Below are 13,736 nucleotides of genomic sequence, written 5' to 3' on the forward strand. Positions count from 1 at the left end.
CCGGAGTGCGAAAGAGCCATGCTGCGTGAGCCGAGGGGCGAAGGGCCAACAAGTCTAGGCTGCCCGCCGATCTCGAGGCGCGCGCGCCGGATCCCGCATCGCGCTGAAGGTCTTGCGATCAAGCTTGCATCGCGCGGACCCGACAAGCGAACGGTATTGCATGCGGCGCTTGCGCGACTTCAAAGCGTTGCCGACCTTTCCCTGCCACAACGCCCTCGTGGGGCGCCGGACGAGCCGGACGATCGTCAGGATGAAGCGGTAAATTGAAAACCTGCGCTGGCCCAGGCCAAGGGATCTGCCACTAGCACGGCGCCTTGCGAAACTTGCTCAGCATCGATAGGCCTGCCAAGCGCCCGCGTCGAGGGGTGTTGCGTACGGCTTGCGACAACCCGCGCGAGCGCTGCCATCGTCAACCTGCCTTGGGGGCTTCCGACCCTCGGCGAATGCTCAGGTGCTGCGAACTACAGAAGGTGCGAACTACAGAAGGACTGCGCGAACCGGCTTCAGCGCGAGGCGGCGCCGCTGATCAGGCTGGCGGCCTGCGTGGCCAGCTGGGCGTTGACCTGCTGCGCCTGCACGGCGGCGACCTGGCCGGCCTGCTGGGACATGTAATAGGCCACGTCTTCGGCGGCCGGGCGCACGGTGACCGCGGCCAGGGTGACCACGCGCTCTGCGCCGCGGGAGGCTTGGTAGTAGGCCAGATCGCTCAGGTCCGGGGTGACCTTCACCGCCGGCAGATCGACCACGCGGGCGCTGCGGGTAGCGTTGAAGTAGGCCAGGTCGGCCGGGTCCGGGCGGACGCTGACGGTCGGCAGGTCGACGACGTGGGCGGCCTGGCTGGCCTGGGCGACGGGCGCGGAGCCCGGCGCGCCGTGGCGGGACAGGATCATGGAGCCGGCGCACAGGGCGAACAGGGAAGCGGCGGCCAGCGGGAGCAGGGTGTTGGTGTTCATGGGTGGGTCTCCGTAGTGATGTCGTCAGGTGGTGTGGTAGTAAAGTAAAACACCTAATCAGTTCGGTCAAGCGAGAAGTGATCGGACTTCGCTTGTGTTCAGCAAATGTTCAAGTTTCGAGAGGGCGGTGTTGTGCGGGAAAGAGCGACGCAGGACGCGTGCCAACTCCAAATGATTGTTTTTGAATGGAATTCCGCCGAGCGGTGGAGTGTCCGGTGTCCGCAGCGGTGTCCGCGAACACCTGCTCCGATGCGCGAAACTGTCCGAGGGTTTGGATCGGACGGGCTTGAATCGCCGGCGGCATGCCCGCCGAACGCCAGATCAGACGTCGAATCTGCGACGGGCAGGGGGCGAACACCCCGATCCCGGCCAGACCCTTGCGCCGGCAGGCGGCGCGCCTGCGGCTGTCGCCATCGTCAGCGCCCGCATGGCTTGTGGCCTAGTGAAAACACCGGCGCCCGCGCCTAGCATCGCTGGGCTGTTCCTCGTCTACCCGCCCGGCATCGCGCCGCCGCGGGCACTGCATCCACAAGGAGTTCCATGCGCACTTCGACGCGTCCCCAGATCCGCCTGCTGGCCCTGGCCCTTTCCACCGCGCTGCTCGGCGGCGTGGCCACCGGCGCCGTCGCCCAGGCACCGGCCACCACGGCGACCGCCCCGGCCAAGGTCGACATCCCCTATGAGCAGTTCACCCTGCCCAACGGCCTGCGCGTGATCGTGCACACCGACCGCAAGGCGCCGATCGTGGCGGTGAACCTGTGGTACCACGTGGGCAGCAAGGACGAGCCGGCCGGCCGCAGCGGCTTCGCGCATCTGTTCGAACACCTGATGTTCAACGGCAGCGAAAACGCGCCGGGCGAGTTCTTCGCCCCGTTCGAGCAGGCCGGTGCCACCGACATGAACGGCACCACCAACACCGACCGCACCAATTACTTCGAGAACGTGCCCACCACCGCGCTGGACATGGCGCTGTGGATGGAGTCCGACCGCATGGGCCATCTGGTCGGCGCGATCGACCAGAAGACCCTGGACGAGCAGCGCGGCGTGGTCCAGAACGAGAAGCGCCAGGGCGAAAACCAGCCCTACGGCCAGCTGCGCGAAGTCATCGCGCGCACGATGTATCCGGTGGGCCACCCGTACCACCACACCACGATCGGCTCGATGAACGATCTCAACGCCGCCTCGCTGGACGACGTCAAGACCTGGTTCAAGACCTGGTACGGGCCCAACAACACCGTGCTGGTGCTGGCCGGCGACATCGACCTGGCCACGGCCAAGGAGAAGGCGGCCAAGTACTTCGGCGATATTCCCGCCACGCCGACCATGGCCCAGCCGAAGGTGGACGTGGCCGTGCTCAAGCAGTCCGGCCGCACCGAGCTGGAGGACAAGGTGCCGCAGGTGATGGTGCGGCGCATGTGGAACGTGCCGCAGTTCGGCACCAGGGATGCCGACCTGCTCGACCTGGTCTCCGACGTGCTGGGCGGCAGCGCCAGCTCGCGGCTCGACGCGCGCCTGACCCACCAGGACAAGCTGGTGGACAACATCGGCACGGCCAACTACGGCTCGCAGCTGGGCGGCAACTTCTATGTCAACGCGCTGGTCAAGAAGGGCGTGGATCCGGCCAAGGTCGAGGCGGTCATCGACGAGGAGCTGCAGCGCCTGATCAAGCAGGGCCCCACGCCCGAGGAGCTGGCCCGCGCCAAGACCAATTACCGCGCCGGCTTCATCCGCGGCATCGAGCGCATCGGCGGTTTCGGCGGCAAGGCCGACGCCCTGGCCTCGTGCGCCACCTTCACCGGCGATCCGGGCTGCTTCCGCGAGTCGCTGGCCAACATCGAGGGGGCCAGCGTGGCCGACGTGCGCGCCGCGGCCGCCAAGTGGCTGGGCAATCCCAGCCACACCTTCGTGGTCAAGCCGGGCACGCGCACGCCGCTGGTGGAAGAACCTTCCGCCAAGCCGACGCCGTTCAACGCGCCCAAGCCCGATCCCAAGTACACCACCCTGGCCAGCACCGTGGACCGCAAGGATGGCGTGCCCAAGGTGGAGAGCTTCCCGGCGCTGAAGTTCCCGGCTCTGCAGCGGGCCACGCTCAAGAACGGCAGCACCGTGGTCCTGGCCGAGCGCCACGAGATCCCGGTGGTGGACATCGCCTACGACTTCGACGGCGGCTACGCCAGCGACCACGGCGGCAAGCTGGGCACGGCCGGCTTCACCAACAAGATGCTGGGTGAAGGCGCGGGCGATCTGGGCGCGCTGGCCTTCAAGTCGCGCGCCGAGGAACTGGGCGCGTCGCTGGAATCCGGCGCCTCGCTCGACGGCGCCACCGCCTCGCTGTCGGCGCTGAAGGAGAACCTGGATGCGTCGGTGGGTCTGTTCGCCAGCATGCTGCGCGCGCCGCGCTTCGAGCAGTCCGAGATCGACCGCGTCAAGGCGCAGTGGATCGCCGGCATCGCCCAGGAGAAGGCGCGTCCGCAGACCGCCGCGCTGCGCGTGCTGCCGCCGCTGCTGTATGGCGACACGCATCCCTATGGCATCCCGTTCACCGGCTCGGGCACGGAAGCGGCGATCACCTCGCTCACCCGCCAGGACCTGCTGAACTACCAGCAGCAGTGGCTGCGTCCGGAGAAGGCCACGGTGATCGTGGTCGGCGATACCACGCTGGCGCAGATCGTGCCGGTGCTGGACAAGTACTTCGGCGACTGGAAGGGCGAGGGCGTCGCCAAGGCCGGCGTGGACATCCCGCAGGCCAAGCGTCCGGCCAAGCCGCGCGTGTACCTGATCGACCAGCCCGGCGCGGTGCAGGCCAACATCTACGCCGGCGAGCTGCTGCCTTCGAGCAAGGATCCCGGCGCGGTCAAGCTGGAGATGAGCAACGAGATCCTGGGTGGCTCGTTCACCTCGCGTCTGAACATGAACCTGCGCGAGGACAAGCACTGGTCCTACGGTGCCCGCACCGTACTGGCCGGCGCACTGGGCCAGCGCCCGTTCCTGTCCATCGCGCCGGTGCAGATCGACAAGACCGCCGAGTCGGTGGCCGAGATGCAGCGCGAGATCGCCGACTACGCCACCGGCAAGGCGCCGGCAACTGAGGCCGAGGTCGACAAGGTCGTGGCCAACGAACTGCGCAGCCAGCCCGGTGCCTACGAGACCGCCTCGGCGGTGATGGGCACCATCGGCAGCATCGTGCGCTACGGGCGCCCGGACAACTGGGTGCAGGTGCGCAATGCGCAGGTCGCCGCGTTCACGCCCGAACAGGCCAACGCCGCGGCCAAGGGCATCGATCCGAACGCGCTGACCTGGGTGATCGTGGGCGATCTGTCCAAGATCGAGGCCCCGGTGCGCGCGCTGAAGCTGGGCGAGGTCAGCGTGGTCGACGCCGACGGCAAGCCGGTGACGGGCAAGTAAGCCGCCGCGCTGCGTGACCCAAGGCCCCGGTCCGCCCAGTGCGGGCCGGGGCCTTGTCTTGCTGTCAGGACGTTCCGCAAGCGCTTCTATGGGGCTTTCTGCGGCACCTCTTTATTTGGAAGCAACTTTCTCTCAGGTCAGGCTGCGGCCTCCTTGTAGAGCGGAGCTTGCTCCGCTGCTCTTCGTTCGGTTCGTGGGGGAAGGCCCCAGCGGAGCAAGCTCCGCTCTACAGGGCGCGCGCACCCGGGTTTTCGCCTTCCCCATTCACCCAGGCTGCGGCACCATGCAGGCCTTCCATCCGTCCTTGCCTTCGACCGGAGCTCCCATGCGCCTGCTCGTCCTGTCCGCCGCCCTGCTGCCCGTCCTGACCGCCTGCACCTGGGTGGAACTGACCCCGCAGGCCAGCGCGATCAAGGTGCTGCCGGCCGGCACGCCGAGCAGCTGCCAGAAGCTGGGCGAGATCTCGGTCTCGGTAAAGGACAAGGTGGCCTTCTACGAGCGCAACGAACTCAAGGTCCGCGACGAGCTGGAAACCCTGGCCCGCAACGAGGCCCTGACCCTGCAGGCCGACGCCATCCAGCCCCTGACCGCGCCCACCGATGGCGAGCAGCGCTTCGTCGGACTGCGCTGCCGCTGACAGTTCTGACTGAATACGTTCACGATACGAGCCCGTACGGCGACGTAAGGCGCGCGCACGCGGCATTGCGCGCTGCGTCAAAGATGCGTTAAGGGTGGGAAACCGCTACCCTTGGCGCCCCTTCGCCTCTAGCCTGGGCACTCGTCCAATGCTTTTCCAGAACGTCTCCATCGCGGGACTGGCGCATGTCGATGCGCCGCATGTGCTGACTTCCAAGGAAATCAACGAACGCCTGCAGCCGACCTTCGACCGGCTGGGCATCCGCACCGACGTGCTCAACGACGTGGCCGGCGTGCACGCGCGCCGCCTGTGGGACGACGAGGTGCAGTCCTCGGATGCGGCCACCCTGGCGGCGAAGAAGGCGCTGATCGATGCCGGCATCGGCGCCGAGCGCCTGGGCCTGCTGGTCAACACCTCGGTCAGCCGCGACTTCCTGGAACCGTCCACGGCCTCGATCGTCTCGGGCAACCTGGGCGTGGGCGACCACTGCATGGCCTTCGACGTGGCCAATGCCTGTCTGGCCTTCATCAACGGCATGGACATCGCCGCGCGCATGATCGAGCGGGGCGAGATCGAGTACGCCCTGGTCGTGGACGGCGAGACCGCCAACCTGGTCTACGAAAAGACCCTCGAGCGCATGACCGCGCCCAACGTCACCGAGGCCGAGTTCCGCGACGAGCTGGCCGCCCTGACCCTGGGCTGCGGCTCGGTGGCCATGGTGATGGCGCGCCGCGAGCTGGTGCCCGACGCGCCGGTCTACAAGGGCGGCGTGACCCGCTCGGCGACCGAGTGGAACAAGCTGTGCCGCGGCAACCTGGACCGCATGGTCACCGACACCAAGATGCTGCTGATCGAGGGCATGAAGCTGGCGCAGAAGACCTTCGTGGCCGCGCGCCAGGTGCTGGGCTGGGCGGTCGACGAGATCGACCAGTTCATCATCCACCAGGTCAGCCAGCCGCACACCCAGGCCTTCATCAAGACCTTCGGCATCGACCCGAAGAAGGTCATGACCATCTTCGGCGAGCACGGCAACATCGGCCCGGCCTCGGTGCCGATCGTGCTGAGCAAGCTCAAGGAGCTGGGCCGCCTGAAGAAGGGCGACCGCATCGCGCTGCTCGGCATCGGCTCGGGCCTGAACTGCACCATGGCCGAAGTGGTGTGGTGAGGCGCGGAGCCAAGGCGGGGATCTTCCTTGCCCTGGCGCGACGCTATTCTTAGGTAAAAATACGGCGTATAAATTTCCTTGAGGCGGTGAACTGCGCCTCCAAGGAAAATTTCATGGCGCGCAAGACGACCGGGCATTACGTCTCCGGCTCCCTCGCCGGGAGCCGTTATCAGGCCTTCGTGCCTGATCCGTTGCCGCCCAGCCCGCCGCTGGATTTTTCCCTGGCGGACCTGGTGCCGCGCAAAGAGCGGGCCGACCAGGCCTTGGGGCGCTTGGACGGCATCACCATGATGCTGCCCGACCCGGAGCTGTTCCTTTACCAGTACGTCCGCAAGGAAGCCTTGCTGTCCTCGCAGATCGAAGGCACGCAGTCTTCGCTCTCGGACCTGCTGCTGTTCGAAGTGGACGCACCGCCGGGTGTGCCCATCGACGATGTCGAGGAAGTCTCCAACTACGTGGCGGCGCTCAACCACGGCCTGCGCCGCATGCGCGAGGACGACTTTCCGCTGTCGTTGCGCTTGATCCGCGAAATGCACGCGCTGCTGCTCAAGGGTGGGCGTGGCGCCGGCAAGCAGCCGGGCGAATTTCGTAAAGGTCAGGTCTGGGTCGGAGGCAGCTCGCCTGCGTTGGCCCATTTCGTCCCGCCACCGCCGGAAGTGCTACCTGAGGTCCTGTCCGCGCTTGAGCGATTCCTGCATGCGCCGCCCGGACAGATGCCGCCGTTGGTCAAGGCAGCGCTGGCGCACGTGCAGTTCGAGACCATTCACCCCTTCAGCGACGGCAACGGGCGGCTCGGTCGCCTGTTGATTACGCTGATCCTGTGCAACGAGGGCGTGCTTCGAGACCCTAGCCTGTACCTGAGCCTATACTTCAAGCGCCGCCGCGCCGACTACTACGATCGACTCAACGCGGTGCGCGCGAGCGGTGACTGGGAAGGCTGGCTGGGATTCTTCCTCGACGGCGTGGCCGAAACCGCGCAGCAGGCCGTGGACACCGCGCAGCGCCTGCTGGCGCTGCTGGCCCGCGACCGGGCCCGCATCGCCGCCCTGGGCCAGCGCGCCGGCAATGTCGGCCTGGTGTTCGAGCAGTTCGCTCGGCGCGTGGTGCTTACCGTGCCCCAGGTCGCCCCGCGGCTGGCGCTGAGTCGCCCGACCATCCGCGCGGCGGTACGCGCGCTGGAAGACCTGGAGATCGTCAACGAGTTGACCGGACAGCAACGCCACCGCGTTTTCGCCTACCAGCGCTACCTGGACATCCTCAGCGAAGGCGCACAGCCCTTGTGAGCGCACCGAGCGCCTGTCGTTGAGCCACCACGACCTCCGCAATCGAATGCCTGGCAGCTCGCTGCCCGCACCTGCGCAACGCTGCCGCGCTTACTGCGCGCCGCAGCACTTCTTGTACTTCTTCCCGCTGCCGCAGGTGCAGGGGTCGTTGCGGCCGGGGGCGGTGTCGCGGCGGATGGGGGTGCGCGGGGTCAGGGCGTCGACGCGGTGGTGGTTGAGGTCGGCCAGCATGCCCGGCAGGCTGGCCACGATCGCCAGCCGTTCCTGATAGCCGATCGGCGTGCCCGGCGCGCTCGGGTCGTCGGGGTTGATCGCCTCGCCGCTGGCCAGGCGATCGAGCTGGTCGAAGATCTCCTCGATCCATTCGTTCTCGTCCAGCCACTGGTCCCATTCGGCCTCGCGCAGCTCCACGGCGGTGAAGAAGCCCAGCGCCCAGTCGTGGCCGACGTCCAGTTCGTCCTCGTGCAGGGCCTCCTCGCCGGTCAGCTCCGGGTCCTCGGGCAGCCACAGCAGCGGCGCGAGGTGGTCGGGCAGGCTGTCCTCGTCGTGGCGGGTGCGTGCGCTGGCCATGTTCCAGTGGCCCATCAGCAGGGTCTGGACCTGCGCCGCGGCCTCCGCGTCGTCCCAGCGCGGCACCTTGCCGCCCCAGACTACCGGTTGCCATTCCTCCACGGGCACCGTGGACGGCGAAACGGCCAGCGCCGACAGGAAGCCGTCCAGCGCCTCCAGATTGAAGCCCTTGAAGGGCACCGCGCGCTGGTCGAGCAGGTCGGACAGCTGCTCGATCTGGGCGTCGTCGAGGTAGGCGGGAGGAGCGGTGGGGGTGGACATGGCGGAGGCGGCACAGGGTCGGTGAGGAGGCGCATGGTAGAGCGCATCGGGGACGCGCGTGTCGTGGCGCGGGGCCGGCCGCTACAATGCGCACCCGCAAACGCCCCTCAAGACCCGCGTGCGCTTCCCCGATTACGACTTCAGCAGCCACCGCTTCGAGGTGCGCCCCGGCATCGGCCTGCACTACCTGGACGAGGGCCCGCGCGAGGGCGAAGTCGTGGTCATGCTGCACGGCAATCCGTCGTGGAGCTATTACTGGCGCCATCTGGTGGCGGGCCTGCGCGATCGCTATCGCTGCATCGTGCCCGACCATGTGGGCATGGGCCTGAGCGACAAGCCCGACGACGGCGGCGGGTTGCGCCATCCGCACGGCAGGCCCGATGCGCACGGCCGCCCGCCGGCCTACGACTACACCCTGCAATCGCGCGTGGACGACCTGCAGGCGCTGCTGCGGCATGCCGGCATCGACGATGCCACGCCGGTGACGCTGGCGGTGCACGACTGGGGCGGCATGATCGGCTTCGGCTGGGCGCTGGCGCATGCGGCGCAGGTCCGGCGGCTGGTGATCACCAACACGGCCGCGTTCCCGCTGCCGGCGGCCAAGGCGATGCCGTGGCAGATCGCGCTGGGGCGCGACGCGCTGTTCGGCGCATTTCTCATCCGCGCGTTCAACGCCTTCTCCAGCGGCGCCTCGCGCGTGGGCGTGGAGAGGAAGATGCCTCCCGACGTGCGTCGGGCGTATGTGGCGCCGTACGACAGCTGGGCGCACCGCATCTCGACCGTGCGCTTCATGCAAGACATCCCGCTCTCGCCGGCCGATCGCGCCTGGCCCTTGCTGGAGGCCGCCGGACGTGCGCTGCCGTCTTTCGCCGATCGGCCTGCCTTCATCGGCTGGGGGCTGCGGGACTTCGTGTTCGACCGGCATTTCCTCGATGGCTTCCGCAAGGCGCTGCCGGAGGCGCAGCTGGTCGCCTTCGAGGATGCCGGCCACTACGTGCTGGAAGACAAGCACGCGGTGCTGGTGCCGCAGATCCGCGCCTTCCTCGATGCGCATCCGGTGACGGGACTCGCCTAGCGGTGCGCTCGGTGGGAGCCGCCACGGCGGCGATGGGGCTCCACCGGTAAGGCCCCATCGCCGCCGTGGCGGCTCCCACCCACAAGGCTGAGGTTTCCTCAGTCCGCGGGCAGCGGATTGCGCTCGATGTCGCTGACGCCGATCCAGTCGGCTTCGGTCAGCGCATGCAGGCCGTGCGCCAGCCGCGACTTATCGCATTGCGCGCTGCGCTGGCCGAACTCCAGCGACGCCGGCACCGCCGCGCATACCGAGGGGCGCCGATCGTGGATAGTGCAGCGGCTGTAGCGGCCGATGTCCGCGTCCAGCGCGATGCAGCGCGGATGGCTTTGCGAGGTGCCGCGCATGACGCGCTCGTGGGTGCGCAGGGAGTCGGTCAGTTCGACGGGGACGTGTCCGCCCAGGGTCGGCTCGGCCTCGCTCCAGTGGAAGCTCACGCGGAAATAGGCGCAGCAGGCGCCGCAGCTGAGGCAGGGATGCATGGGGGCTGCCGGGCGGCGCGCGGCGAGGTCGGACAAGGGCGCGGATTCTGCCCGAACCGCCGGCGCGCGCAAGCGCTGCGCTTGGCTCAGGCGGGCGGCACCCGGCCCTTCACCGCCCAGGCAAGCGCTGCGTAGGCACGCGGGCCGTCCGCCTCGCCGTCCAGATAGGCCGCGCGCATCGCCGCTTCCAGCCTTGCGCGCGCGGCCGCGTCGAGGCCACTCACGTAGGCGGCGCCGGGGCCGTCCTTGCCCAGGTACGGGCTCCAGTAGTCCTCGAAGTCGGCGAAGGCCATGCGGATGCCGACCTGCGTCTGCTCGACCTCGACCAGGCCGGCCTCCCGCCAGGCGGTGGCCAGCTCGCCCGGCCGCGTCATCGGCCGGGTGAAGTTGCGGGCGCGCTGCTGCGCCGCGCCCGGGTCCAGGGCGGCGGCGGTGTCGAAGAACATCCGGCCGGCGACGAAGCCGCCGCGGGCGTCCCACACGGCCGCCGCCACCGTCGCGCCGGGTCGGGCGACGCGCACCATCTGCGCAACGGCTTGCGCGGGCCGCGGGACGAAGTGCAGCACCAGCAGCGACAGCACCCGGTCGAACACGCCGTCCCGATACGGCAGGGCGCAGGCGTCGCCGACGGCAAGGGCCGGGCGCGGCGGCGGTAGATGGCGGTGCGCGTGGGCGACATAGGCAGGGGTGAGGTCGACCGCATGGACCTCGCAGGACGCCTCGCGGGCGAGCAACTGCGCCGACAGCGCGCCGGTGCCGCAGCCGACGTCCAGCACCCGTTCGCGCGCGCCGGTCCCGGCGAAGTCGAGGAAGGGCAGCGCGAGCTGGCGGCTCCAGCGGCCCATGTTGCGCTCGTAGCCTGCGCCTTCCGCCGCGGTGTAGGTGGTCGATGCGTGCATCGTCGGTCTACCGCGAAGGGGGCGCCCGCGGCCATTGTGGGCAGACGCCCGGCCGTGCGCCATGGGCTGCCGCGATCCGCGCGCAGCGGCGACGGCGTGCGCGGCAGCGCCATCGGCGACAATGGCGCGATGACCACCGTCTGCAACATTGCCGCACGGCTGCCCGAACTGGCGCGCGAGCGCCCCGACCAGATCGCGCTGCGCTGCCCGGGCCGCGGCGGGCGCTACGACATCGCACTGACCTATGCGCAGCTGGACGCGCGCAGCGACGCCATCGCCGCGGGCCTGGCCCGGCACGGCATCGGCCGGGGCACGCGCACGGTGGTGATGGTGCGGCCCTCGCCGGCGTTCTTCCTGCTGATGTTCGCGCTGTTCAAGGCCGGCGCGGTGCCGGTGCTGGTCGACCCGGGCATCGACCGGCGCGCGCTGAAGCAGTGCCTGGACGAGGCGCAGCCGCAAGGCTTCATCGGCATCCCCCTGGCGCAGGCCGCGCGCCTGCTGCTGGGCTGGGCGCGCAGCGCGACCCGGATCGTCACCGTCGGCCCCAGGCTGGGCTGGGGCGGCGTCACCCTTGCCCAGGTCGAGCGCGACGGCGCCGGCGCCGGCCCACAGCTGGCCGCCACCGACGGCGAGGACGTGGCCGGCATCCTGTTCACCAGCGGCTCGACCGGCGTGCCCAAGGGCGTGGTGTACCGGCACCGGCATTTCGTCGGCCAGATCGAGCTGCTGGGCAAGGCGTTCGGCATGGTGCCCGGCGGCGTGGACCTGCCGACCTTTCCGCCGTTCGCGCTGTTCGATCCGGCGCTGGGCCTGACCAGCGTCATCCCGGACATGGACCCCACGCGCCCGGCCAAGGCCGACCCGGCCAAGCTGCACGCGGCCATCCGCCGCTTCGGCGTGACCCAGCTGTTCGGTTCGCCGGCGCTGATGCGGGTGCTGGCCGAGTACGGCCATCCGCTGCCGACGGTGAAGCGCGTGACCTCCGCCGGCGCGCCGGTGCCGCCGGACATCGTGGAAAAGATCCGCGCGCTGCTGCCGGACGATGGCCAGTTCTGGACGCCCTACGGCGCCACCGAGTGCCTGCCGGTCGCGGTGATCGAAGGTCGCGAACTGGACGCCACCCGCCAGGCCACCGAGGCCGGCGCCGGCACCTGCGTCGGTCGCCCGGTCGAGCCCAACCTGGTGCGCATCATCGCCATCGACGATGCGGCCATTCCCGAGTGGCACGGCGTGCGCGAACTCCCGCCTGGCCAGGTCGGCGAGATCACCGTCGCCGGCCCGACCGCCACCGACAGCTACTTCAACCGCGACGCCGCCACGCGCAGCGCCAAGATCCGCGAGACGCTGGCCGACGGCGGCACGCGCGTGGTGCATCGCATGGGCGATGTCGGCTACTTCGATGCCGAGGGCCGTCTGTGGTTCTGCGGCCGCAAGACCCAGCGCGTGGAAACCGCCGGCGGGCCGCTCTACACCGAGCAGGCCGAACCGGTGTTCAACGTGCACGGCGAGGTGCGCCGCACCGCGCTGGTCGGCGTCGGGACACCGGGCGCGCAGGTGCCGGTGCTGTGTTTCGAACTGCTGCCGGGCGTTTCGCCGCAGCGCGCCGATGCCATTGCCGCCGACCTGCGCGCCAGCGCCCAGCGCCACGCGCATCTGCGCGGCATCGCCACCTTCCTGCGCCATCCGGGATTTCCGGTGGACATCCGCCACAACGCCAAGATCGGCCGCGAGAAGCTGGCGATCTGGGCCGCCGAACAAGGAGCGATACCCGCATGAAGCTGCTGGTCACCGGAGGTGGTGGATTCCTCGGCCAAGCGCTGTGCCGCGGCCTGCTCGAACGCGGGCACGAGGTCATCAGCTTCCAGCGCGGGCATTACCCGGCGCTGGCGGCGATGGGCGTGGGCCAGATCCAGGGCGACCTGGCCGATGCGCATGCGGTCCGCCACGCGGTGGCTGGCGTCGATGCGGTCTTCCACAACGCGGCCAAGGCCGGCGCCTGGGGCAGTTACGACAGCTATCACCAGGCCAACGTGGTCGGCACCGACAACGTCATCGCCGCCTGCCGCACGCACGGCACCTCGCGGCTGGTGTACACCTCCACGCCCAGCGTCACCCATCGCGCGACCCATCCGGTCGAAGGCCTGAGCGCCGACGAGGTGCCTTACGGCGAGGACTTCCAGGCGCCTTACGCGGCCACCAAGGCCATCGCCGAGCAGCGCGTGCTGGCGGCCAACGACGCCTCGCTGGCCACCATCGCGCTGCGTCCGCGCCTGATCTGGGGGCCGGGCGATCACCAGATCCTGCCGCGTCTGGTCGAACGCGCGCGCAGCGGCCGCCTGCGCCTGATCGGCGACGGCATGAACAAGGTCGACACCACCTACATCGACAATGCCGCGCAGGCGCATCTGGACGCGTTCGATCACCTGGCGCCGGGCGCGGTCTGCGCCGGCAAGGCGTACTTCATCTCCAACGGCGAGCCCTGGCCGATGCGCGAGGTCCTGAACGCGCTGCTGGCCGCCACTAGCACGCCGCCGGTGCGCAAGTCGCTCTCGTTCAAGACCGCCTACCGCATCGGCGCGACCTGCGAGGTGCTGTGGAAGGCGCTGCCGCTGAAGGGCGAACCGCCGCTGACCCGCTTCCTGGCCGAACAGCTGTGCACGCCGCACTGGTACAGCATGGAGCCGGCGCGGCGCGACTTCGGCTACGTGCCGCGCGTGTCGATGACCGAGGGCCTGGCCCGCCTGAAGAGCGCGTGGAGCGAATCCGGCTGAATCCTCACGCGGCCGCGATGCGCCAGGCCACAGGCTGGTCGCACGCCGATCCGGCGCGCCACAAGGAATCACCGCCGTGCTTCATTACGCCATCGTCTTTCTGGTCATTGCGCTGATCGCCGGCGTGCTGGGTTTCAGCGGCATCGCCGGAACCGCCTCCAGCATCGCCTGGGTCCTGTTCGTGGTGTTCCTGATCCTGGCCGTGATCTCGTTCTTCCGCAAAAAAGCGTAGGCGACC

12 protein-coding genes are annotated in these 13,736 nt (G+C 69.3%); 8 read left to right on the top strand and 4 right to left on the bottom strand.

Annotated features, from left to right (window positions below; translation table 11 throughout):
• Positions 1 to 503: 503 nt before the first annotated feature.
• On the bottom strand, positions 504 to 953 hold the full coding sequence (locus tag EAT51_RS13005; RefSeq protein ID WP_130521838.1) for a hypothetical protein: 450 nt from the start codon (positions 951 to 953) through the stop codon (positions 504 to 506).
• A gap of 540 nt (positions 954 to 1,493) precedes the next feature.
• On the opposite strand from EAT51_RS13005, the gene EAT51_RS13010 reads away from it, so the two are divergent.
• From EAT51_RS13010 to EAT51_RS13025, 4 genes are all read left to right on the top strand, one after another.
• On the top strand, positions 1,494 to 4,358 hold the full coding sequence (locus EAT51_RS13010; protein WP_130524631.1) for a M16 family metallopeptidase: 2,865 nt from the start codon (positions 1,494 to 1,496) through the stop codon (positions 4,356 to 4,358).
• 325 nt (positions 4,359 to 4,683) lie between these two features.
• Positions 4,684 to 4,995: a DUF4156 domain-containing protein gene (locus EAT51_RS13015; RefSeq protein ID WP_130521836.1), complete on the top strand. Its 312-nt coding sequence runs from the start codon at positions 4,684 to 4,686 to the stop codon at positions 4,993 to 4,995.
• 148 nt (positions 4,996 to 5,143) lie between these two features.
• Positions 5,144 to 6,160 carry a 3-oxoacyl-ACP synthase III gene (locus EAT51_RS13020; RefSeq protein WP_130521835.1) on the top strand — a complete coding sequence of 339 codons (1,017 nt, stop codon included), beginning with the start codon at positions 5,144 to 5,146 and terminating at the stop codon, positions 6,158 to 6,160.
• A gap of 113 nt (positions 6,161 to 6,273) precedes the next feature.
• Positions 6,274 to 7,443: a Fic family protein gene (locus tag EAT51_RS13025; protein WP_205965175.1), complete on the top strand. Its 1,170-nt coding sequence runs from the start codon at positions 6,274 to 6,276 to the stop codon at positions 7,441 to 7,443.
• Between the two features lie 90 nt (positions 7,444 to 7,533).
• Here the strand turns inward: EAT51_RS13025 and EAT51_RS13030 are convergent, their stop codons facing one another.
• The gene (locus EAT51_RS13030; RefSeq protein WP_130521834.1) at positions 7,534 to 8,274 is read right to left on the bottom strand and encodes a UPF0149 family protein; all 741 of its coding nucleotides are present in this window, start codon (positions 8,272 to 8,274) and stop codon (positions 7,534 to 7,536) included.
• A 118-nt stretch (positions 8,275 to 8,392) separates the two neighbouring features.
• On the opposite strand from EAT51_RS13030, the gene EAT51_RS13035 reads away from it, so the two are divergent.
• Positions 8,393 to 9,349: an alpha/beta fold hydrolase gene (locus EAT51_RS13035; protein WP_130521833.1), complete on the top strand. Its 957-nt coding sequence runs from the start codon at positions 8,393 to 8,395 to the stop codon at positions 9,347 to 9,349.
• A 98-nt stretch (positions 9,350 to 9,447) separates the two neighbouring features.
• Here the strand turns inward: EAT51_RS13035 and EAT51_RS13040 are convergent, their stop codons facing one another.
• Together EAT51_RS13040 and EAT51_RS13045 are read right to left on the bottom strand one after the other, a co-directional pair.
• Positions 9,448 to 9,828 carry a YkgJ family cysteine cluster protein gene (locus EAT51_RS13040; protein WP_130521475.1) on the bottom strand — a complete coding sequence of 127 codons (381 nt, stop codon included), beginning with the start codon at positions 9,826 to 9,828 and terminating at the stop codon, positions 9,448 to 9,450.
• A gap of 86 nt (positions 9,829 to 9,914) precedes the next feature.
• Positions 9,915 to 10,727 (bottom strand): class I SAM-dependent methyltransferase, encoded by an 813-nt coding sequence (locus EAT51_RS13045; RefSeq protein ID WP_130521477.1) that lies wholly within the window; start codon positions 10,725 to 10,727, stop codon positions 9,915 to 9,917.
• A 129-nt stretch (positions 10,728 to 10,856) separates the two neighbouring features.
• Between EAT51_RS13045 and oleC the strand changes: the two genes are divergently transcribed.
• The 3 genes from oleC to EAT51_RS13060 all read left to right on the top strand — a co-directional run bounded on the left by oleC (position 10,857) and on the right by EAT51_RS13060 (position 13,730).
• The gene (gene oleC / locus EAT51_RS13050) at positions 10,857 to 12,503 is read left to right on the top strand and encodes an olefin beta-lactone synthetase (RefSeq protein ID WP_130521658.1); all 1,647 of its coding nucleotides are present in this window, start codon (positions 10,857 to 10,859) and stop codon (positions 12,501 to 12,503) included.
• Positions 12,500 to 13,498: a 2-alkyl-3-oxoalkanoate reductase gene (oleD, locus tag EAT51_RS13055; protein WP_130521479.1), complete on the top strand. Its 999-nt coding sequence runs from the start codon at positions 12,500 to 12,502 to the stop codon at positions 13,496 to 13,498. The genes oleC and oleD overlap by 4 nt, the downstream gene beginning before the upstream one ends.
• Before the next feature lie 76 nt (positions 13,499 to 13,574).
• On the top strand, positions 13,575 to 13,730 hold the full coding sequence (locus EAT51_RS13060) for a DUF1328 domain-containing protein (protein WP_130521481.1): 156 nt from the start codon (positions 13,575 to 13,577) through the stop codon (positions 13,728 to 13,730).
• Positions 13,731 to 13,736 lie beyond the last annotated feature (6 nt).

Origin of the sequence: Pseudoxanthomonas winnipegensis, assembly GCF_004283755.1 — a bacterium.
Classification (GTDB): domain Bacteria; phylum Pseudomonadota; class Gammaproteobacteria; order Xanthomonadales; family Xanthomonadaceae; genus Pseudoxanthomonas_A; species Pseudoxanthomonas_A winnipegensis.

What these genes read in the sequence shown, in the direction of transcription:
- EAT51_RS13025 (WP_205965175.1), top strand. Translation starts at nt 6,274, where the DNA reads ATGGCGCGCAAGACGACCGGGCATTACGTCTCCGGCTCCCTCGCCGGG.
- EAT51_RS13020 (WP_130521835.1), top strand. Translation starts at nt 5,144, where the DNA reads ATGCTTTTCCAGAACGTCTCCATCGCGGGACTGGCGCATGTCGATGCG.
- EAT51_RS13040 (WP_130521475.1), bottom strand. Translation starts at nt 9,828, where the DNA reads ATGCATCCCTGCCTCAGCTGCGGCGCCTGCTGCGCCTATTTCCGCGTG.
- oleD (WP_130521479.1), top strand. Translation starts at nt 12,500, where the DNA reads ATGAAGCTGCTGGTCACCGGAGGTGGTGGATTCCTCGGCCAAGCGCTG.
- EAT51_RS13015 (WP_130521836.1), top strand. Translation starts at nt 4,684, where the DNA reads ATGCGCCTGCTCGTCCTGTCCGCCGCCCTGCTGCCCGTCCTGACCGCC.
- oleC (WP_130521658.1), top strand. Translation starts at nt 10,857, where the DNA reads ATGACCACCGTCTGCAACATTGCCGCACGGCTGCCCGAACTGGCGCGC.
- EAT51_RS13030 (WP_130521834.1), bottom strand. Translation starts at nt 8,274, where the DNA reads ATGTCCACCCCCACCGCTCCTCCCGCCTACCTCGACGACGCCCAGATC.
- EAT51_RS13010 (WP_130524631.1), top strand. Translation starts at nt 1,494, where the DNA reads ATGCGCACTTCGACGCGTCCCCAGATCCGCCTGCTGGCCCTGGCCCTT.
- EAT51_RS13045 (WP_130521477.1), bottom strand. Translation starts at nt 10,727, where the DNA reads ATGCACGCATCGACCACCTACACCGCGGCGGAAGGCGCAGGCTACGAG.
- EAT51_RS13005 (WP_130521838.1), bottom strand. Translation starts at nt 953, where the DNA reads ATGAACACCAACACCCTGCTCCCGCTGGCCGCCGCTTCCCTGTTCGCC.